The 21,677-nt window shown below is 69.6% G+C and carries 12 protein-coding genes; 4 read left to right on the forward strand and 8 right to left on the reverse strand.

All coding sequences use genetic code 11. The features are described 5' to 3' along the window. Positions 1–56 precede the first annotated feature (56 nt). The 3 genes from ACX9GQ_RS02900 to ACX9GQ_RS02910 form a co-directional block, all read right to left on the reverse strand. Positions 57–8,204: a peroxidase family protein gene (locus ACX9GQ_RS02900; protein ID WP_459628035.1), complete on the reverse strand. Its 8,148-nt coding sequence runs from the start codon at positions 8,202–8,204 to the stop codon at positions 57–59. A gap of 548 nt (positions 8,205–8,752) precedes the next feature. Next, on the reverse strand, positions 8,753–10,471 hold the full coding sequence (locus ACX9GQ_RS02905; protein ID WP_459628036.1) for a hydantoinase B/oxoprolinase family protein: 1,719 nt from the start codon (positions 10,469–10,471) through the stop codon (positions 8,753–8,755). Further along, a complete protein-coding gene (locus tag ACX9GQ_RS02910) occupies positions 10,468–12,513 on the reverse strand; it encodes a hydantoinase/oxoprolinase family protein (RefSeq protein ID WP_459628037.1) in 2,046 nt (681 codons plus the stop codon). Before ACX9GQ_RS02910 ends, ACX9GQ_RS02905 begins: the two co-directional genes overlap by 4 nt. 183 nt (positions 12,514–12,696) lie before the next feature. Between ACX9GQ_RS02910 and hydA the strand changes: the two genes are divergently transcribed. The 3 genes from hydA (at position 12,697) to ACX9GQ_RS02925 (ending at position 15,975) form a co-directional block, all read left to right on the forward strand. Beyond that, a complete protein-coding gene (gene hydA, locus ACX9GQ_RS02915; RefSeq protein ID WP_459628038.1) occupies positions 12,697–14,163 on the forward strand; it encodes a dihydropyrimidinase in 1,467 nt (488 codons plus the stop codon). Between the two features lie 109 nt (positions 14,164–14,272). Further along, on the forward strand, positions 14,273–14,980 hold the full coding sequence (locus ACX9GQ_RS02920) for a GntR family transcriptional regulator (protein WP_459628039.1): 708 nt from the start codon (positions 14,273–14,275) through the stop codon (positions 14,978–14,980). Positions 14,981–15,048: 68 nt separating this feature from the next. After that, entirely contained in the window at positions 15,049–15,975 is a 927-nt protein-coding gene (locus ACX9GQ_RS02925) for a DMT family transporter (protein ID WP_459628040.1), read from the forward strand. On the opposite strand, the gene ACX9GQ_RS02930 is transcribed toward ACX9GQ_RS02925, so the two are convergent. From ACX9GQ_RS02930 to ACX9GQ_RS02940, 3 genes are read right to left on the reverse strand one after another with little or no spacing between them, the layout of a single operon-like run. After that, positions 15,959–17,086 (reverse strand): DegT/DnrJ/EryC1/StrS family aminotransferase, encoded by a 1,128-nt coding sequence (locus tag ACX9GQ_RS02930; protein WP_459628041.1) that lies wholly within the window; start codon positions 17,084–17,086, stop codon positions 15,959–15,961. The genes ACX9GQ_RS02925 and ACX9GQ_RS02930 overlap by 17 nt on opposite strands. Before the next feature lie 5 nt (positions 17,087–17,091). Then, positions 17,092–17,496, reverse strand: coding sequence for a RidA family protein (locus tag ACX9GQ_RS02935; RefSeq protein ID WP_459628042.1), 405 nt, complete (start codon positions 17,494–17,496; stop codon positions 17,092–17,094). After that, on the reverse strand, positions 17,493–17,855 hold the full coding sequence (locus ACX9GQ_RS02940) for a hypothetical protein (RefSeq protein WP_459628043.1): 363 nt from the start codon (positions 17,853–17,855) through the stop codon (positions 17,493–17,495). Before ACX9GQ_RS02940 ends, ACX9GQ_RS02935 begins: the two co-directional genes overlap by 4 nt. Positions 17,856–17,914: 59 nt before the next feature. Here ACX9GQ_RS02940 and ACX9GQ_RS02945 point away from each other — a divergent pair, with 59 nt between their 5' ends. Further along, positions 17,915–19,519, forward strand: coding sequence for a GMC family oxidoreductase (locus ACX9GQ_RS02945; protein ID WP_459628044.1), 1,605 nt, complete (start codon positions 17,915–17,917; stop codon positions 19,517–19,519). A gap of 26 nt (positions 19,520–19,545) precedes the next feature. Here ACX9GQ_RS02945 and ACX9GQ_RS02950 read toward each other — a convergent pair whose 3' ends face one another. Together ACX9GQ_RS02950 and ACX9GQ_RS02955 are read right to left on the reverse strand one after the other, a co-directional pair. Next, entirely contained in the window at positions 19,546–20,571 is a 1,026-nt protein-coding gene (locus tag ACX9GQ_RS02950; protein WP_459628045.1) for an ABC transporter ATP-binding protein, read from the reverse strand. Next, a complete protein-coding gene (locus ACX9GQ_RS02955; RefSeq protein ID WP_459628046.1) occupies positions 20,568–21,584 on the reverse strand; it encodes an ABC transporter ATP-binding protein in 1,017 nt (338 codons plus the stop codon). Before ACX9GQ_RS02955 ends, ACX9GQ_RS02950 begins: the two co-directional genes overlap by 4 nt. Between the last annotated feature and the right edge of the window lie 93 nt (positions 21,585–21,677).

The raw sequence follows: 21,677 nt of genomic DNA on the forward strand, positions 1-21,677 counted from the left end.
GCCCCGCCGGGACGGAAGGGCGGCGGACCCCCCAGCCCGCCGCCCCGCCAGCCCCCTTACAACGACGCGGAGCCGTTGCCGAGGTCGTGGTGACCCGCGATCCGCAGGGTGAAGTCGGCACCGAGGTCGGCGTCGATGTTGCCCTGGACGACCGTGAAGTCGCCCTGCGCGGTCTGCTCGAAGGTGACGAGCAGCTGGCCCGCCGCCGAGAAGGCGCCACCCGACACGATCGTGAAGGCGTCGTTGGTCGCCGTCCCGGTGTTGGCGTCGATGGCCGAGAGGTCGATCCGGTCGCCGGGCTCGAAGCCGAGGATCGTATCGCCATCCGCGGCGCTCGCCGAGACGAAGCGGAAGACGTCGTTCCCCGCGCCGCCGTCGAGCACGTTCACCGCGTTGGAGGCCGTGATCGTGTCGTTGCCGGAGCCGGCGACGACATTCTCGAAGCCCCAGATCGTGTCCGACCCGATGTCGAGGCCGGAGACGCTGCCCTTGCCGCCGAAGCCCGTGCCCACGTCGATGGTCAGGTTCGCGGTCGAGACCGACGCGTCGTAGGTATCGACACCCGCGTCGCCCCAGTAGACGTCGTTGCCGTCGTTGAGCTCTGCGGTCACGAGGTCGTCGCCGGCTCCGCCGAAGACGCTGTCGTTGCCCAGCCCGCCCGAGAGCAGGTCTGCGCCGTCGCCGCCGAAGAGGCGGTCCGCCCCCGCGTCGCCGAAGATCGTGTCCAGCCCGGTCGAGCCGAGGAGGATGTCGTCGCCATTGCCGCCGGCGAGGATGTCGTCGTCCGCGCCGCCGTTGACGATGTCGTTGCCCTCACCACCGGCCACGACGTCCGAGCCGCCGTGGGTAACGACCGCGTCATCGCCGGAGAGGGCCTGGACGTGGTCTTCGCCGCCGGTGCCCGTGAGGGCATCGTGGTCCGCCGTGGCGACCAGCGCGGCCATGGGAAGCGGCGTCGTCGTGCCCGGGATCGTGGAACCTCCCGTGCCGCCCGTGGTCCCGCCGTTGTTGCCGCCGGTGGATCCGCCGGTGCTGTCGTTGTTCCCGGAGCCGCCACCGGACGTGTTCCCACCCGAAGTGTTTCCACCGGAGGTGGAGCCGCCCGAGGTGTTGCCGCCGGACGAGCCGCCAGAGCCGGTGGTGGCATCGTCGCCGCCGTTGGAACCGCCACCCGTGGAGCCGCCCGTGTCGTCGGCGCCGCTGCCCGAGGTGTTGCCACCCGAGGTGTTGCCACCGGAGGTGGAGCCGCCCGAGGTGTTGCCGCCGGACGAGCCGCCGGAGCCGGTGGTGGCATCGTCGCCGCCGTTGGAACCGCCACCCGTGGAGCCGCCCGTGTCGTCGGCACCGCCGCCCGAGGTGTTGCCACCTGACGTGTTGCCACCAGAGGTGTTTCCACCCGAGGTATTGCCGCCCGTCTGGGTCTCTCCCTCGTTGCCGGTGTGCTGGCCGCCGTTCAGCCCGCCATTGTGCACGCCGTCGCCGGCCGTGCCGTCACCGGCACCGTTGCCGCCCGAGCCCACCTCGCCTCCGGTGCCCGTCGTCGGCTTGCCGCCGTTCGTGACGTCGGTCGGCGTCGGCGTCGTGTCGACGAGCCTGCCCGACCCGTCGTGGACCTCGGGCGTGCCGTCGGAGTCGAAGGTGACGGAGGACGTGCCGTCGCTCACCGTGGTGGTGCCGTCGGCGTTCACCGTCACAACCGCCGGCTGCGAGCCGGACGGCATCTCGATGACGTCCTGGGGACGCAGCGTGCCGAGGATGACGTCGGTTCCGCCCTTGGGCTTGAACACGATGCGGTGCGCGGACTGGAGCGACGAGATGTCGATCGTATCGCCTTCCTCGGACCCCTCGATGGTGATCGTGTTCAGCCGCAGGTTGGTGTTGGTGAAGTCGCCGACGATGGCGAACGTGTCGTTGCCGAGCGGGCCGGTGATCGGCCCGACGGTGGTGTTGCCGGCTCCGAGGCGGATCTCCTCGATGCCGCGCAGCTCCGCGGCCACTCCGGCGGCAAGCTGCGTCGCCGTCGGGTTCGCCACCGTCGTCCGGACGGCGACGATCTCCGTGCCGTTGGCAAGGCTCGCAGCGGGGAGGCCCGTCGCGGCGAGGAACGCGTCCTTCGTGAAGACGAAGAAGTGTTCCGTCTGCGTGTTGCGGTTCATGACGAACGTGTCGCCGCCGATGTCGTTGGCGCCGCCATCGACGATGTCCCGGTCATTGCCCGGCGTCCAGACGATGGTGTCGTCCCCGGCGCCGCCGCTGATCAAGTCGTTGCCTCCGGAGCCCTCGATCCGGTCGTTGCCGTTGCCGCCGTCGATGACGTCCGCTCCGACCGAGCCGATGATCGTGTCGTGCCCGTCGTCGCCGAACAGGTTGTCGGCGCCCGCCTGGCCGTCGATCGAGTCGTTGCCCTCGTTGCCGTGGATGACGTCTGCCCCATTGCCACCGAGAAGGGTGTCGTTGCCGAGGCCGCCGTTGAGCTGGTCGGCCCCGTCGAGGCCGTCGATCGAGTCGTCGCCCGCGCCGCCGGACAGCGTGTCCGCCGCTCCGTTTCCGGTCATCAGGTCGTTGCCGCTGCTCCCGGTGACGTTCCGGTCAGCTGCGCTGGCGCCGGTGGCGACCGCGAAGGTCGTGCCGACCACGACGTTGCTGGACACCGCCGTGCGGGTGAAGCCCTGCAAGTCGGTGTAGGTCGCCTCGGCGGTGATGACCGTGCCGACCGTGGTTCCGGCAGGGATGTCGAAGCGGGTCGTCGTCGCGCCGGTCACGAGAGTGCCGTCGACCTTCCAGGCCCAGGTCACGGGGCCCGTGCCGTTGCCGTCCGGGTCGGTGCCAAGCGACGCCGTCAGGCGCTGGTTGGGTCGGGCGTTGGCCGTCACGTTCACCGGGGCCTCGCCGTCGTTGACGGCCGTCACGTCGATCGTCGCCGTGGTGACTGCACTGGTGCCGGTGGTGGTCTGCGCCACGTACGTGAACTGGTCCTGACCCGAGAAGTTGGCGTTCGGCACGTAGGAGAACGAGCCGTCCGCGTTGAGGTGGATCGTGCCGTGCGTCGTGCCGCTGACGAGGGCCGCCGTGGTGCCACTGGCGGGGACGTCGTTGGCGAGCACGCCGCCGGCGGCGGCGACCGTGAGCGGGGTGTCCTCGGTCGCATTGAAGCTGTCAGCAGTCCCGGCCGCGGCCGGGATCGCCGGGTTGATGACGATCGCGAAGGCGTCGGTCACCGCGAGGCCGCCGGTGTCCGTCACCGTCATGACGAGGTCGATCTGACCGGCTGCGTCCGCGGGGATGATCCCGAGGAGCTGGCCGACCGTGTTGCCGTTGGCGTCCTGGAGAACGTCGAAGTAGAGCTCGCCTTCCACCGGGGCTCCCGGGAAGGGCGTCAGCTCGATGCCGTTCCACGTCAGGGTGAAGGTCAGGTTCGCCGTGATGTCCTGAGCGTCGCTGAAGATCTGGTAGAGCGGGATCGTCTGGTTGAAGACCGCGCCCGCATCGGTCGCCGTATCCGGGACGCCGACCAGCTGCTGCTGCTGGATGATGATCGGCGCGGTGTTGACGCCGCCGGGCGTTCCCACCGGCGCCGTGATCGCCGAGACCACCGTCTCGCGGGCACCCGCCAGGTCGGTGAACTGCGCCAGTACGCGCAGCGGCTTGCCCTCGTAGAAGGCGGTCGGCGTGAACTGGCCGTTGATCGGCCCGTAGGGGATGTTCACCCACTGGCCGCGCGCGGCGTCCTGGTACTGCCACTGGAAGTCGACGATGGGCCTGTTGTTCGCGTCGCGCGGGATCCCGTCGAGGTCATTCAGGTTGTTCGCATTCGCGGTCAGCAACTGCCCCACGGCCGGGGTGGCGTCGCTGATGGTGACGGCACCGGTCGGGATGCTGTTCGGCGTCGGCAGCGTGTTGGCGCCCTGGACGACGCTCCGCAGCGTGAACAGGCCGTCGCTGAACTGGATGCGCTCGATGTTGCGGATGAGGTCGAAGGCGCCGTCGTTGATGACGCCCGCCGCGGTCTGGCTCGTGACCTTGTAGAAGCCCATGAGGCCGGCGTCGCCATCGGCCACTTCGACGCGATAGTCGCTGCGGGCCCCTGTGTAGCTCACGACGTCGATGTCGCCGGCCTGGCCACCCCACTCGATGCGGCGGTCGATCTGCAGGCCGTTCACGGTGTCCCAGGTCCGCGACACGGTGAGATGCGCGTCGCCGTCGATGATGTCGTTGCCGCCGCGACCGAAGATCGTGTCGCTGCCGTCGCCACCCAGCATGAGGTTGCCGCCGGAGTAGTGGACGCCGTCGGCACTCGGCATGAAGAAGGCGTGCTCGAGGTCGGTGAACTCGCCGGTCGCCGGGTCCTGCTTCGCCAGCAGGCCGTCGATGAGGTTCACGTTCGACAGCTCGTTCAGCGGGTCGAGGCGCGAGTCGATCGTGCCGCTGAGGAAGTCGTCGAAGCGCGAGCCGCTGACGCCCTCGGTCTCGATGAAGTTGTCGCGCACCGCGTCACCGCCGGGCGTGCCGGGGATGAAGTCCTTGCGCTCCATGTCGACGTCGACGCCGTGGGTCTCCTGCTCGTAGACGGCCCAGTCGTAGCCGTACTTGCCGAGGAACTTGTCGAAGCCGCCGAGGCCGAACATGATGTCGTCGCCGGTGAAGCCGAGCATCTTGTCGCCGCCGGCGCCGCCGTCGAGCACATCGTTGCCGGAGATCAGCGGGACCTGGCCGGTCGGCGCGCCCTGGTCGCCGACCAGGAGGTCGCCGCCGAGGCCGCCCTCGATCCAGTCGTCGCCCTCGTTGCCCTCGACCTCGTCGTCGTCCTCGCCGCCGATGATCAGGTCGTTGCCTTCGCCGCCGACGATGCCGTCGATGCCGGCGCCGCCGTCGAGATAGTCGTCGCCGTTGCCGCCGAAGAGCAGGTCGTCGCCGATGCCGCCGTGGATCTCGTCGTTCCCCTCGTCGCCGTGCATGTTGTCGTCGCCGGCGCTGTCGGTGATCAGGTCGTTGCCGTCGCCGCCGAAGAGGAAGTCGTTGCCGTTGTTGCCGTCGATCGTGTCGTCGCCGCCCTTGGCCCAGATCGTGTCGTCGTCGGCCTGGCCGGCGAGGATGCGGTCATCCTGCTCGGTGCCGTCCATGACGATCGTGTTGCCGAAGAAGTTGTCGGAGCCGATGAAGTGCACCCAGCGCGGCCCGGCCGGATCGTTGGGATCCTCGAAGGTCTCGACGAGAGCCTTGCCGTCCTCGTTGCGCAGGTAGTCGGACACGTTGTGGCCGTTGGCGGCGTCGAGGGCGTTCACCTCGGCGACGTCGACCACGTATTCCGGCGTCAGGAAGACGCTGGCCGAGAGACCCTTCACGCCCGGGTTGTTGCGCATGATCATCTCGGCGAACGAGTTCGCCTCGATCTCCGAGCCCCAGTGCAGGCCCTCGATGCGCGGCAGGTAGTAGAACCGGTCACCGTCCTGCAGGTTCTCCATCTGCGTTTCGAAGATGAAGTTGAACGTCGAGCCGAGCAGGCCGCCGAAGAGGTTCTGCTTCTCGGCGAGGCCGCCGATCCACAGGTCGACGCGGTCGAGGCCGGTGATCGAGCCCGTGCTCCACTGCGCAGCCGTCGAGGTGCCCGTCGTCGGGTCCGTCACGTGCACGGCGAGGTCGTGCGCCTTGTTGTTCGCGTAGGCGCCGGAGCTGTGCATGAAGTTCCAGGCGTCGCTGCCGATCTTCGTCGGGTCGAGGCCGTCCTTGATCAGGTTGACGGCGGCGGTGCGCAACTGGACGAGCGCGTCCGTGGCCGTGCGGTCGATGGCCAGAAGCGAACTGTGCGTGCCGTAGGAGGCCACGAAGTTCACCAGCGAGCCCTCGTGCTTGAGGTACTCGCCGAACTCGGCCCAGTTGGCGTAGGGCTTCAGGCTCGTGTCGTGCGTGAGCGAATAGAGCTCGGCGCGCAGCAGGTTGAGCGGCGGGATGCCGGTGTCGCGGCCACGGGCGATGTTGAGCGCCGCGAGGTCGAGCGGCAGGCCGAGCAGGTTGTTGCGCAGGGCGCCGGTGACGAATTCGTCGATCTCGTTGCCTACCTGGTGGGCCGTGCCGTTGACGATCTGCGCGACGGCGTCCTCGCCCTGGGCGGCATAGGCCAGCGGGTTGAGGAACGCCTTGAGCAGTGCGGTCTGGTTGCCGTCGGCCGTCTCGAGGCCGGGCAGGGACTCGTCGAGCATCGAGTGGCCGAAGCGGTAGACCGCGTGGGCGAACTCGGCCGTGATCGCGCTGTCGAGGTGGATGTCGAGGTTGCCGAAGAGGTGGATGGAGGGCGCCACCTTGCGGGCGAACTCCTCGAAGACGAGATGCTGGTACTGCGTCTCGGTGGCGAACTTGGCCGCCTGCCAGAGGCGCTCGCCGTTCCAGGCGTTGGCCGGCACCACCGCGTCGGCCTGGCCGGCCAGCGCCGTCAGCTGCGCCGGGGTCAGGCGCACCCAGTTCTGCACGAAGGAGGTGTCGCCGGCGGCCAGCGCGGCGTTGACGGTCGCCTTGATGTGCTCGACCTGCCGGTTGTGCTCGCTGTGGAACACTTCGTGGACGGCGGTCAGGCCGAAGTTCTCGTTCACGCGGCCGTCGCCGGCGATGAAGTGGGAGTCGAGGAGTTCGTCGTCGTAGGCGAGCTTGTTCCCCATCCTGTCGACGACGATGGCGTTGCCGGCCTCGTTGTCGGTGTCGGCCTCGATCGCGTGGACGCCCGTGCTGTCGATGAAGACGCCGTTCGGGTCAGCGAAGAAGGCGATGTCGTTGAGGAACTGGTGGCCGGTCGAGACGTAGGGCACGACCGAGAGGTCGAGCGGGTTGTCGTGGGTCCCGGCGGACACCAGGTGAGTGGTCCCGTCCGGCGAATGCACCACGACCTGGGCGCGGCCCGTGTTGCTGAGGATGAGGTTGCCGTAGTCGTCGGTCGCGAGCAGCGGGATGTCGCCGACCATCTTGTCGGAGATCTTGATCCCGAGGTTCAGCGCGTTTTCCTTCAGGTCACCCCAGGTGGGCATGCCGCTCGAGCCGTCGGGACGGCTGCCGTTCAGCAGGCGGCCCGTCGCGTGGGGCGTCCCGTTGGGATCGAAGGTGTATTCGCGCAGGAACGCCTGGTGCGAGGGATGCGAAGTGTAGGTCTGGCTCTGGTCGACGAACGGCGTGATAACGTTGGTGCCGGCGGTGTCGTCGGCCGTGCCGCGGATGCCATCCGGCCCTGCCGTGCCGGTGGCCCGCGACAGGATCATGAAGTTCTGGGCGCCGGGCGCCGTGGAGTAGAGCGGGTCACTCGGCTGCAGCCAGATGATGACCTTCTCGGTCGACGACTTCGGAACGAGGTCGAGGCCGTGGTCGAAGAACTGCCCGAACAGCGTCATCCAGGTGTTGTAGGGGGCCGACAGCGCCGCGTCGGGGGTCTGGTTCTCGATGACGAGCGACGTCTTCGCGAGCCCGTCGACGAACTCTCCGACGGTGTCGCGCGGCGCCTCGAAGGCAAGACCCATCGTGTCCATCATCGTGAGGAAGTCGAAGTACGGCTTGGCGGTCGTGTCGGTCGCCAGTGCCGTCTTGTGGGCCTCGTAGGCGGCCGTGGCCTGGGCGTCGGCGGTGGCCAGCGCGGCGTAGTCGGCATCTGCAGGATTCGCGGCGATCAGGGCCTGGCGGGCGGTGACCGCCGCGTCATGGTCGACCAGGAGCTGGGCGCGGACGTAGCCTTCCGCCGCGATCGCGTCCTTCCAGGCCGCGGTGAGGAGGTTGATCACCGTCGGCGTCGCGGGAAGGCCGGCGATCTTCAGGGCTGCCTCGATCGCGGCCGGATTGCCGATGCTCTGGTCGGAGACCAGGTTCGAGATCACGCGCGGATCGGCGTCGTTCGTGGCAGGCGCGCGGGTGAACGGGCTGACGGCCGGATTCAGGTAGTTCGGCGTCTCGATGGTGAACTCGGTCGGGTTGGCCGACAGGCGGGTCGGGTTGAAGATCGAGTCCGCGGCCAGCGTGATCGGCTTGCCGTCCAGATAGATCGCCTGGCCGACGCGCGGGAAGGGCTGGTCGGCGGCGCCGTAGGTCTCCTGCCCGGGCACGAGGCTGTTGTTCTCGCCCGATACCGTCCGCAGCCCGTAGGTCAGGTGCTCGTTGACGGGAGGCTGGTTCCCCTCCGCCATGAGGATCTGCTGGAGAATGAACTCGAGATCGGTGCGGTTGAGATCGGCCATGGGGGCAACGCCTTCGTTTGAGAGCCGGAATGGACACCGATGCCGGTGCCGGTTCGCTCTGGCCATGACCTCGCCGTTCCCTGAACACGACGCCTGTCGGGCGGTCGCAGGGCAAACAGCTGGTTACGGTTGCTGCGTCGATTTTGACGAAATCACCGGTTGTATTTGTCAGAAACTGCCCAGAGGTCTTGCGCCCGGACTTCCAGGTGCGGCGCGGCCTCGGCAATGGTCCGAAGCGGGGGCTCGACCATGGTCCGGCTGATCCCGCCGACGCCGGTGACCCGATGGGCCGTGGCTGGATCAAGCTTCTGAAATAAAACAGGTATTACGCCGCGTGCCGGCCGACCTCGGTCCCTTCGGCAGGCGCGGGCAGGGGCCGGCGCACGGTTAACGGGTCCTCACATTCATCGGACCAACTGACCATAAGCGGGCTGGATTAATCCAAATGGAGTAGTATTCGCCAAGAAACGGCGCGACGGGGGCCCGCAGGGCGCAGCGGTCCCCCGAACCCGGGTACGACGGCCGCGCCCCTCGGAGGCCCTGCGGGATCAGTCCCGGGGCAGGGCGAGCGCCGCCGCGACGCGCTCCGATCCGTAGTCCCGTTCGGCCGCGGCGCGGGTGACCTTGCCCTGGCGGAGGTCCCTTGCAAGAAGGTCGAGCGGGCGCTCGGCAGGGGCGCCCCATCCGCCGCCGCCCAGCGTCTCCACCCGGACGGTCTCGCCGGCCTTCATGACCAGCCCCGAGGCCTTGGAGTGCAGTTCCTGCGCCTCCGGCGTGCCCGGATTGCGGATGATGCGGGTGACGTTGCTCGGTTTCCCGCCATGTACGCCCGGTGCCGGAACGAGATGCGCGTCCGAGCGGGCGGAGAAGACGGTGCCGTCGTGCCGGAAGCGGATCTGCCGCGCCATGCCCATGCCGCCGCGGTACCGTCCGGCGCCGCCGGAGTCCGGCACGAGACAGTATTCGTCGAGCAGGAGTGGGTACTCGAGCTCGAGCGCCTCGACGGGAAGGTTGGTGGAGTTGACCGTGTGCACGTGGACGGCGTCCTGCCCGTCGCTGTCGGCGAAAGCGCCTGCGCCGCCGCCCATGCTCTCGGGATAGACGTAGGTGGTCCGGCGCCGGGGATGCCAGCCCGCGACCGACGTCGCGGAGGTGGAGTCGTTGCAGGAGGCCATCGTCTCCTCAGGCGGGAGGGCCTGGTAGAGGGCTCCGAACACTGCGCCGCAGAGCCGGTTGGAGGTCACTGCCCGCGCCGCGACGGCAGCCGGCGGGCGCGGATTGACGATCGTGCCGGCGGGCGCCGAGATGCGGATCGGGTCGATGATGCCCTGGTTCGGCATCAGTCCGGGGTCCAGCACCGCCTTCACGCAGTAATAGACCGAGGCCTTGAGGGCGCTGTCGGGCAGGTTCACGGCACCACGCGCCTCGGGCCCTGAGCCCTCGAAATCCAGTTCCAGCGTGTCCCCGGCAATGCGAGCCGTGCAGACGATCGGAACCGTGGGGCCCTCGTAGCCATCGTCGTCGAGCGCGCGCTCGAAGCGGTACTCCCCGTCGGGCAGGGCGGCGATGCGGCTCTTCAGGCGGCGGTTCGTGTAGGTGAGGATGTCCTCGATGGCCCGTTCCACGGTGGGCCAACCCATGCGGCGGGTCAGCTGCAGCAGCATCTCGGCGCCGCGGGCATTGCTGCCGATCTGGGTCTTCAGGTCGAGGATGCGCTCCTCGGGATCGCGCGTGTTGTGGGCGATGAGCTCCAGCAGGTCGGTATCGATCGTTCCTGCGCGTGCGATGCGGATCACCGGCAGCCGGATGCCCTCCTCGAAGATCGAGCGCGACGTGCCGGAGGTCGAGCCCGGCGTGCGGCCGCCGACGTCGGCATGGTGGGCGATGTTGCCGCAGAAGAAGCGGACGACGCCGTCATGATGCACGGGCGTGATGATGGAGATGTCGGGCAGATGGCTGCCGCCGGCGAGGTATGGGTCGTTGCAGATGAAGGCGTCGCCCGGCTGCATGTCGTCGAGCCGGTACCGGGCGAGGATCGTCTCCACGGCTCCGATCATGGCGCCCAGATGGATCGGGATGTGGTCCGCTTGGGCGATCAGCCGCCCGGCGGCGTCGAAGAGCGCGGTCGAGCAGTCCCGCCGCTCCTTGATGTTGGTGGAGAACGAGGAGCGGATCAGGATCGAGCCCATGTCCTCGGCGATGGCGAGGAGGCGGTTGCTGAACACCTCCATCTGGATGGCATCGAACAGGCCGGCGTCGGTGGTCATGCGGACACCTTGAGGATCATGTTGCCGTACTCGTCGACCCGCAGCGTCTGGCCGGGCAGGACGACCGTGGTGGCGCTCATCTCGTTGACGATGGCGGGACCCTGGACGGGCTCGCCGACCGGCAGCCGCTCGCGCTGGTAGACGGTCGCGGTGCGCCAGCCGTGGGCGGCGTCGATGTAGACGGGGCGCTCGCCGATGATTGCCGCCGCCAGGGACGGGCCGCCCTGGTGCCGGCGGACCGGAGGCTTCGGCACCGTGCCGATCGCCTGCACGCGGCAACTCACGAACTCGATCGCGCGGTCGGGGATGCTGTAGCCGTATTCCCGGTCATGGGCGGCATGGAAGCGGCGCACGAGCTCGTCGAAGTCCTCCTCGCCGAGACCCGAGCAATCGACCTTCACCTCGAAGTTCTGGCCGCGGTAGCGGGCATCGAGCATCCGCCGCTCGCTGCGCAGGTCGCCCGCGATGCCTTCACGGTCGAGCCATGCATGGCCCTCGCGGCTGAGTTCGCCGAGGACCGAGAGGACGGCGCGCCAGCTGGCGGGGTCGGCGTCCCCGAAGCAGCTGCGGACGTAATCCGACGAGAGATCGGTGTAGAGCATGCCCCGGGCACAGAGGGTCCCCGGCTCGATCGGGATGAGCACGGTGGGGATGCCGCATTCCACGGCGACTTCCGCCGCGTGGAGCGGACCCGCGCCCCCGAAGGCGGCGAGCGCGAAGTCCGCGATGGCGTAGCCGCGCTCGATCGAGACCGCGCGGATCGCGCGGCTCATGTTGGCGTTGGCGATCTGGATGATGCCGTGCGCCGCCGCCTCCAGCGTCAGCCCGAGCGGCTTTGCCACGGTGTCGGCGATCACCCGCCGCGCCGCGTCGAGGTCGACCGTCATCCGCCCGCCGAGGAAGGAGAGGGGGTCGAGGCGCCCGAGCGTCAGGTTGGCGTCGGTGATCGTTGCCTCGGTGCCGCCCTGGCCGTAGGCGACCGGACCCGGATGGGCGCCGGCGGAGCGTGGCCCGACCTTCAGGGCGCCGGCCTCGTCGACCGCGGCGATCGAGCCGCCGCCCGCGCCGATCACGTGGATGTCGATCATCGGCGTCTTCACGGGGTAGCCCGCGACGAGCCTGTTGCCGGTGAACTGCGGCCGTCCTTCGTGGATCAGCGAGACGTCGGTGGAGGTGCCGCCCACGTCGAAGGTGATCAGGTCCGGCAATCCGGCCAGCGTGCCGATGGCCGCCGCGCCGACGACGCCGGCGGCCGGCCCGGAGACACAGGTGCGCACCGGGCACTCCCGGGCTGTCTCCACCGACATGAGGCCGCCGTTGGAGTGGATGGTGTAGGGCTCGGCCGGGATGCCGATCTCGGCCACGCGCCGGCGGAACTCGTCGAGGTAGCGGCCCATGCGAGGGCCGGTGAACGCGTTCACCACGGTCGTGGACATGCGCTCGAACTCCCGGAACTCCGGGAGGATCCGCGAGGAGACGCTGACATAGACCCCCGGAAGCAGGCGTTCCACCGCTGCCCGCGCCGCCTCCTCGTGCGAGGGGGCGAGATAGGAGTGGAGGAAGCAGATGGCGACCGCCTCCACGCCTTCGCCCTTCAGGGCCAGCACGGCCTCGTCGAGCGATGTGTCGTCGAGCGGCTTCAGGACCGTTCCTTCGGGGCCGACCCGTTCCGAGACCTCCTGCCGGCGCTCGCGGGGCACGAGGGGCGGGGGCTTGCGGATGCGGTAGTCGTAGATCGACGGCCGCGCCTGGCGCCCGAGTTCCAGCACGTCGCGGAACCCCTTCGTCGTGAGCAGGCCGGTGCGCGCGCCGCGCCGCTCGATGACGATGTTGGTCGCGACCGTCGTGCCGTGCCCCAGGTATCCGACGTCCGCCCCTTTTCGACCGGCGAGATCCAGCAATTGCCGGAGGCCGTTCTCGATGGCTTCCGACGGATCGGACGGTGTCGAGGGCACCTTGAAGTAGCGGATCGTCCCGTCCGCCTCGTCCATCAGGATGAAGTCGGTGAAGGTGCCGCCGACGTCGAGGCCGATCCTCAGCATGCCCATCCCTCCGAAGGAATGAGAAAGGTCGGCCGCGCGGCGCTTGCATTCCGTCGACGCATATGGAAAAGCCCCATTTCCAGCGACTGTCAGTTTGTCTTAATGTATACAAAGTAGCGTCGCAAGGATGCGGGTCACCGGCCCGGCCGGCGGGCGACCCCAGGGCAGGAAGGACCTCAGGCGATGGTTGAAGCCCCCGACCTCGTTATTCGCGGCGGCACCGTGGTCACGGCCGTCGACAGCGTGCGGGCCGACGTGGCGATCGCCGGAGAGAGCGTCGTGGCGGTCGGCCTCGGGCTCCCGGCGGGAAAGCGCGAGATCGACGCGACGGGGCGGCTGGTGATGCCGGGCGGCGTCGATGCGCACTGCCATATCGAGCAGATGACGGCCGCCGGCCTCGTCAACGCCGACAACTTCGAGAGTGCGACGGTCTCCGCGGCGTTCGGCGGAACGACCACGGTGATCCCGTTCGCCGCCCAGCACGTCGGGCTCAACCTCCGGCAGGTGGTGGCCGACTATCGGGCGCTGGCCGAGAGGGGCGCCGTCGTCGACTACGCGCTGCACATGATCATTGCCGACCCGACGCCCGAGACGGTCGCGTCGGACATACCGGCGATGGTCGAGGCCGGCGTCGGCTCCATCAAGATGTTCATGACGTACGACCGGCTGAAGGTCGACGACGAGAAGTTCCTCGACGTCCTGCTCGCGGCACGCCAGTCCGGCGCCATGGTGTGCGTGCACGCCGAGAACCACGGCATGATCTCCTGGATGAGCCGCCGGCTCGTGGAGAAGGGCTACATCGCGCCGAAGTACCACGCGATGTCCCATCCGCGCCTCGCCGAGACCGAGGCGTTCACCCGGCTCATCGCCATGGCCGAGCTCGTCGACCAGCCGATCATGATCTTCCACGTCTCGACGGGGGAGGGCGCGCAGGTGATCCGCGACGCTCGCGGCCGCGGCGTCAAGGTGTTCGCCGAGACGTGCCCTCACTACCTGGTGTTGACCGCCGAGGACGTGGACCTGCCCGGGCTGGAAGGCGCCAAGCGCATGTTCAGCCCGCCGGCTCGCTCGGCTGCCGACCACGAAGCCCTCTGGCGCGCCCTGGACCTCGGCGACCTTCAGGTCGTCTCGTCCGACCATGCCCCCTTCCGGTTCGACGAGACGGGCAAGCTGAGGGCCGGTCCGACGGCAACGTTCAAGCAGATCGGCAACGGCATGCCCGGCCTGGAGAGCCGCCTGCCGCTGATGTTCGACGCCATGGTCTCGAAGGGCCGGCTCGGGGCGCAGAAGTTCGTCGAGCTCACGTCGACGAACCCCGCGCGGCTCTACAACCTGCATCCGCGAAAGGGCACCATCGCGCCCGGCGCGGACGCGGACATTGCCATCTGGGACCCCGACCGCACCTTCACCTTCGCGGACGACCTCATGCATGACGCGACCGGATACACGCCCTATCCCGGTCGCACGGTCCGGGGCTGGCCGGAAACCGTGCTGGTGCGGGGCACCCCGGTCGTCGAGGGGGGCGCCCTGCGCGTGAAGCCCGGCTTTGGCCGCTTCCTGCCCCGTTCCGGCGGCGAGCCGGCGCGGCCCACCGGGCGATTGCAGCGGGAGGTCGATCCCCACAGGAATTTTGGAGCAACCATTCTGTGACGACTGGCGCGCATCATCATTTGAGCGATGGATGGATCGGTTCGGACGCGATCCGAATCGCTTTCGCTTGCGTTTTGCAGATCCAGCACCCCTGCCGGAGGACGCACCCGTGACGGCTGCCCCCAAGATCGATGCCAACATCGAGGCCTTTCCGCAGCCCAAGCGGCTTCTCCTTGCCGAATCCATCGCCGACTCCGTTGCCGAGGCGATCGCCACACGGCTGCTGATGCCGGGCGAGCGCATCGTCGAGACGACGCTGGCCGACCGCCTCGGGGTGAGCCGGGTGCCGATCCGCGAGGCGCTCAAGGTGCTTCACGCCCAGGGAATCCTCTCCGGCGGCGGCCACCGCGGCTACCGCGTGGCGTCCTTCGAGCCGGAGACGATCGAGAAGGTCATGGAGGTCCGGCTGATGCTCGAGACCTTCCTGCTGCGCGACGCCATCGCCAACTGGGCGAGCGGGCTGGAGGATCCGGCCGAGCTCAACGTGCCGATCGAGCAGATGCGGATGTCGGCGAAGGCAGGCGACGGCCGCGCCTCGCTTCGTGCCGACCTCGAGTTCCACCGCACGATCTGCCGCGCGTCGCGCAACGAGATCGCCGCCACGCTGTGGAATGCGATCGCGCGCCACGTGCTCGTCATCTTCAGCCTCGAGCCCTACCGCGACAAGGACCTGTCCAAGGTGGCGCGCCAGCACGAGGCGTTCCGCGACTGGATCCTCGAGCAGTGCGGCCGCAAGCCCCGCCTGCAGGACCTGCGGACGGCACTCGAGGATCACCTGCTGCTCGTGGCGCGCACGCGCCGCAGCGCGGCCGGCTGAGCACGCTCCGCTCCGTCCGGCCCAACGGAAACTAGGGAGAGCGGTGCGCTCCGGCGCCCGCATGCGCCATGGACCGGGCGGTTCTGCGGGCCTATGGCCTCGCCTTTCTGGCGATGGCGATGTTCACGGTCGAGGCCGTGCTCATCCGGCTGATCGGTCCACAGGCCAACGCACCGCAACTCGCGCTGGTGCGCTGTCTCATCCAGTTCGCGTTTCTCGCGCTTTGGTTGCGCGGCTCCTTCCGCATCGCCTTCACCAGCAGCCGTCCGATGATGCACGTCATGCGGGGCATGCTGAGCGCCGTGGGGTCGGTCGCCTATTTCTACGCCTTCGCCCACCTGCCGCTGGCTACCGCGACCGTCATCTTCTTCGGCAATGTGATCTTCACGACCGCCGCGGCCGGTCCGCTGCTCGGCGAGACGGTGGGGTGGCGTCGCTGGACGGCCACCATCGTCGGGTTTCTCGGGATCCTCGTCGTGGTGCGCCCCACGACGATGACGTTCGACGTTCCGATGCTCGTCGCCCTGTTCCTGGCCCTGAACTCGGCGGGGATCACGCTGGCGACCAAGGGGCTGACGCGGACGGAGCCGACGGCGACCATCATGGGCTACATCGCGCTGATGACGACGGTGGTGAACCTGCCGTGGGCCGTCGCGACCTGGGACTGGCCGTCTCCCACGATCTGGGTCCTCACCGTGGCCATCGGCGTCGTCGGCACTCTGGGGCAGTGGGCCTCGATCAGCTCGTTCCGCGGCGCCGACGCGTCCGGCATCGCCCCGGTCCAGTACCTGCGCATCGTCTTCTCGGCGATCGCCGGAGCCTGGCTTTTCGCCGAGATGCCGGACGCGCAGACCGTCGTCGGTGCTGCGCTGGTGACGCTCTCGGCGCTCTACATCACCATCCGCGAGGCGACGCTGTCGCGGCGCGCGCCGCCTGCGTCGGCAGCGGCCAGCGAGGCGGGAGAACCCGCCGGCAGGCTCACACGACCGCCCTGATCGCGGCGGCGACCTCCGCGATGGCGTCGTCGTCGAGGTGCGGACCGATCGGCAGGCCCATCAGGCGATCGCCCGAACGTTCCGAGACGGGCAGGGAGCCGCGCTCGCAGCCGAGATCGGCGAAGGCCGGGTGCAGGTGGAGCGGCGGCGCATAGGACACGGCGGTCGGGATGCCGCGGGCGGCGAGCGCCTCCCGCACCGCGTCCCGCCGGTCCACATGCACCACGTAGTTGCGGAAAGCGTGCCGCACGCGATTCGAGGGTTGCGGGACGTCGACCGGCGCCGCCGCGAGCGCCTCGGCGTACAGTTCCGCCTGTCGGCGGCGCACCGCGAGGCTCTCGTCCACCCGCGGGAGCTTGGCCTGCAGCACCGCGGCCTGGATCTCGTCCAGCCGTTCGTTCAGGCCGAGCGTCTCGTGGTGCAGTAGCATCCTCGCCGCGCCGCCCATGTGCCGGTCGCGTGACTGGCCATAGGCCGCGATCATCTGCATCCGCTGCGCGAGCGCGGAATCCGCCGTGGTGCAGGCCCCGCCCGAGCCGATGGAGCCGAGGTGCTTGGTCGGGGCGAAGCTGAAGCAGGTGATGTCCGCGATCGTGCCGACGCGCTGCCCATCGATTTCGGCCCCCAGCGCAAGGCACGCGTCCTCGACCACGGCGATCCCGCGGGGGCGGGCGAAGGCGACGATCTCCGGCATCGCAGCGGGATGGCCGAAGAGATCAACGGGCAGGATTGCCTTCGTCCGGGGCGTGACCGCCGCACGCATCGCGTCGAGGTCCATCGTCAGCGACTGCGGGTCGACGTCGACGAAGACCGGCCGCGCGCCGACGAGCCTGATGGCGGATGCGCTGGCGATGTCCGTGTTGGCGACGGTGACGACCTCGTCGCCCGTGCCGACGCCCAGCGCCATCAGCGCCACTTTGAGCGCTGCGGTCCCGGAGTTCGTCGTCACCGCGTGGGGCGCGCCGACCCACGCGGCGAAGGCCGCCTCGAAGGCCGGCACCTCCGGCCCCCAGTCCAGGCGACCACTCTCCAGAACCCTCGCGATCGCGGCGTCGATCGCCGCCTTGTCGCGGCGATAGAGCCGGGCGTGATCGTAGAAGGGGACCGCCATCGCCGTCAGGCCCCGCGCCGGGCGACAGCGATGGCCTCGACCTCCAGCCGGACCTCCGGGGAACCGAGTGCCTTGATGACGACGCCGGTATGCGGGGGCCGGTGCCCGTCGAAGAAGGCGAGGCGGATGGGCGTCACCTTGGGCGCGTCGGCCGAGTCGACGAGGTAGGTCGTGACCTTCACCACGTCGCGCGGGGTGACCCCGCAATAAGCCAGGACCTTGCCGAGGCTTTCGAAGACCGCGCGGGCCTGGGCCTCGGCGTCGTTGGGGCCGATCACCTTGCCTTCGATGTCCTTGGCGACCTGTCCGGCGATGAAGATGAAGTCGCCGACGCGCGCCGCGTGCTCGTAGGTCGGGCCGCGGAACATGTCGGGCGGGCTCAGCAGTTCGATCTCGGATCCGGTGCTCATCTCATCCTCCAGGGTCCTCCCTGCCGGCCGCGGACGGCGGCGAGCAGGGTCTCGTCGAAGTCGGGCGAGGCGTCCCGCGGCCCTGCCTCGGCCAGTTCGCGGATCACGGCCTGCACGGCGGGCGTGGTGTAGTAGGCGCGGTAGACGATCTCGCAGAGGCGCCGCGCGCTGTCGGGGGCCGTGCGCGACAGCGTTGCAAGGGCTGATGCGCCGTTGGCGGCGGTCGCGATCACCGCTGCGCCCTGCGGGCCGAGGGCATCGGCGACGGCCTGCGCCATGCGTCCGGCGTCGAGCACGTCCGCCGCCGCGGGCCATCTGTTCGCGTGGCCGGGGATCATGGCATCCAGTACGCTTCTCATGCGGACCGCATCGATCATCGCGAGCTCCGTGAGCGCCGGCGCGGCAGGGGAGGCTGGGGATGCCCGATCTCGAGGCGGACGTGGTCATCGTGGGAACCGGCCCCACCGGCGCCGCCGCCGCGTGGCGGCTCGCCACGCGCGGGCTCAGCGTCCTGTGCATCGAGCGCGGTGGCTGGGTGGAGGCGTCTGCCGTCCCGCGCACCGAGCCGGACTTCGAGCTGCGTCGCCGGTCCGCCTGGCATGCGAACCCCAACGTGCGCCGGTGGGGGGAGGACGAACCCGTCGACGACACCGACAGCCCCATCCGACCCATGGTCGGCCACGCCGTCGGTGGAAGCTCGGTGTGGTGGTCGGCCCACATGCCGCGGTTCCGCGCGGAGGATTTCCGGATGCGCACGCTCGACGGGGTGGGCGACGACTGGCCAATCGACCACGAGGACCTCGCCCCGTGGTTCGAACTCAACGAGACGGAGATCGGGCTTGGCGGCGTCGCCGGCGACCCGTCCGCCCCCTTGCGGCGCAACCCCTTGCGGACCTTGCCGACCATCGGGCCGTGCGGGCGCCGCTTCGCGGCGGCCTTCGACCGGCTGGGGTGGCACTGGTGGCCCGTCGACCTCACCCTCGGGCGCTCCGAGGACGGCGACGAACCCTGTACGCATGTCGGGCCCTGCGACGTCGGTTGCCCGGCGCGGCTGCGGCAGTCCGCCGACCGGATCTACATGCGGCGGGCGCTGGCAGCCGGGGCCCGGCTCCTCACACGTACCCGCGCGCTGGAACTGGAGCACGACCGCGACGGCCGCGTGACGGCGCTGGTCTGCGCCGGGGAGGAGGGCCGTTTCCGCGTTCGCGGCTCCCAATTCATGCTGGCAGCCAACGGCATGGGCACGCCGCGCCTGCTGCTGCTGTCGCGGTCGGGGGCGTGGCCCGAGGGGCTCGCCAACCGGTCCGGCCTCGTGGGCCGCAACCTCATGCTGCATCCCTACGCGAAGGTGGAAGGCCTGTTCGACGGGCCGCTCGGCAGCTGGACCTCCGGGCAGAAGGCGGGGATCATCTCCTTCGAGTTCTTCTCCACCCGGCCCACGCACGACTTCGTGCGAGGCTTCAAGCTGCAGCTGAACTTCGGTCCGCAACCGGTTGCACTGGCCCTCGGGGCCTCTCTTGGCTCGGCCCTGCCACTCGGCGGGGCCCATCACGCGGAGTTCGAGCGCCGGTTCGACCGGATCGCCGGCATCAGCATCTGCGCGGAGGACCTGCCCGAGGCGGAGAACCGGATCGCGCTGTCCGAGCGGATCATGGACCGCGACGGTCTTCCGGCACCGCGAATGATCTATCGCCTTTCCGAGAACTCGCGCCGGAGCCTCGACTTCGGCATGGCGCGGGCCGGGGAGGTGCTGAGGGAGGCGGGGGCAGGAGACCTCTTCCACACGCCGCTGCAGACGGACGCGGGGTTCCACATCATGGGCACGGCGCGCATGGGCACCGACCCGGAGACGTCGGTGGTCGATCCCTACGGCCGTTGCCACGACAGCGACAACCTGTTCGTCATCGACGCCAGCGTGTTCGTGACCTCGTCCTCGGTGAATCCGACCGCGACGGCCCAGGCCTTCGCCCTGCGGGCCGCCGATCATCTCGCCGACACCTCCGGCGGTCGCGCCGCGGCCTGACCGCGACCGGCGCGGACCGCCGCGGGTCATGCGACGTCGTCCCGGATGCAGGCCTTGAGGTGACCCGGCGCCACCTGGCGCAGCGGCGGCACGGTCCGAGCGCACTCGGCGATGGCGAAGGGGCACCGCGTCCGGAAGACGCAACCGGACGGCGGGTTCGCCGGGCTGGGAATGTCGCCCGCCAGCACCATGCGCCGGCGCGGTGCGTCGGGATCGGCCACGGGCGCGGCGGCGAGAAGCGCCATCGTGTAGGGGTGCTGCGGCGCCGAGAACAGGCGCTCGACCGGCGCCATCTCCATCACCTTGCCGAGATAGAGCACGATGACGCGGTCGCAGATGTACTCGACGACGCTGAGGTCGTGGGAGATGAACAGCATCGCCAGCCCGAAGTCGGACTGGAGGCGCGCCAGCAGGTTGATGATCTGCGCCTGGATCGACACGTCGAGGGCGGAGACCGGCTCGTCGGCGACGATCAGGTCGGGTTCGACGGCGAGCGCGCGGGCGATGACGATGCGCTGGCGCTGGCCGCCCGAGAACTCGTGCGGATAGCGGTCGAGGTGCTGGGCGGAGAGGCCGACCCGCTCGAGGATCTCCACGACGGCGTCGCGACGGTCGCGGCCATTCCAGAGGCCATGGATGGTCAACGCCTCGGCGAGGGCGGCGCCGACTCGCAACCTCGGGTTGAGGCTGGCGAAGGGATCCTGGAAGACGATCTGCATGCGCCGCCGGAACGGGCGCATGGCGCCACGGTCGAGCGTCGTGATGTCGGTGCCGTCGAACCGGATCGTGCCGTCGGTCGGATCGGTGAGGCGCAGCACCGTCCGCCCGATCGTGGTCTTGCCGGAGCCGCTCTCTCCGACGAGCCCGACGACTTCTCCGCGTGCGACGCTGAAGCTCACGCCGTCAATGGCCCGGATGACGGGCTTCTGCGGGCCGAAGAAGCCCTTGGCCCCCCCGAAGTGCTTGGTGAGGCCCGCGACGTCGAGGAGCGGCTCGCCGTGGGCGGGGACTTGCGCGGCCGCGCGGCCGGCGAGGGCGGGGGCGTCGGTCACAGCTCCCTCCAGCGGAAGCAGCGGGTGGCGTGGCCGGGCGCGACCGTCTCCAGCGGCGGAGCCGCGGCGGAGCACGCCGCAACAGCGTGGGCGCACCGTGGCGCGAAGGGACAGCCCGGCGGGAGGGCCAGCGGATTGGGCACGTTGCCGGGGATGGCCGGCAGCGGCTCCCGGCGGCCGTCGGCCCGGCGGGACGCCCGCGCGATGCTGCCGAGCAGCCCCCTGGTGTAGGGGTGGCGCGGGTTGCGGAAGATCTCGCGGACGGGACCCGTCTCCACGACGCGGCCGGCATACATCACGGCCGTGCGGTCGGCCATCTCGGCCACCACGCCCATGTTGTGCGTGATGAACACGATGCTCATGCCGCCGCCCTCGCTGCTGCGCAACTGGCGCAGCAGGTCGAGGATCTGTGCCTGGATGGTGACGTCCAGCGCGGTGGTCGGCTCGTCGGCGATGAGCACCGATGGACGGCAGGCGAGAGCCATGGCGATCATGACGCGCTGGCGCATGCCGCCGGACATCTGGTGCGGGTAGTCGTGGACCCGCCGCTCCGGATCGGCGATACCGACGCGCCTGAGGCTCTCGACGGCGATGTCCCACGCCCGCGCCCGGCTCTCCCGAGCATGCTCCTCGACCGCCTCGGCGATCTGGTCGCCGACCGTGTAGAGCGGGTTGAGGCTCGTCATCGGCTCCTGGAAGATCATGGCGATCTCGTTGCCGCGGATCGCGCGCATCTCCCGGTCGTCGAGCCTCGCAAGGTCCCGCACCTCGCCGCGCCGGTCGCGGAACAGGATGGAGCCGGCCGCGATCCGCCCTGGAGCCTGCACGAGGCCCATCAGGCTGAGGCAGGTGACGGACTTGCCGGACCCCGATTCCCCGACGATGGCGAGCGTCTCGCCGCGGCGAAGCACGAGGTCGACGCCGTCCACCGAACGGATGGGGCCGTCCTCGGTCTCGAAACGGGTCTCCAGACCCTCGATCCGGATGATCTCGTCCTCGGCGAGCCTGGTCATCGGAACCCTTGCACGAACCGCCCGCATCCGACCACGACGCGCGGTCCCCCTCAAGAGCAAAATATTAGCTTGTTATACAATTAGACCGCCGCT

The organism is Alsobacter sp. R-9 (assembly GCF_054612375.1).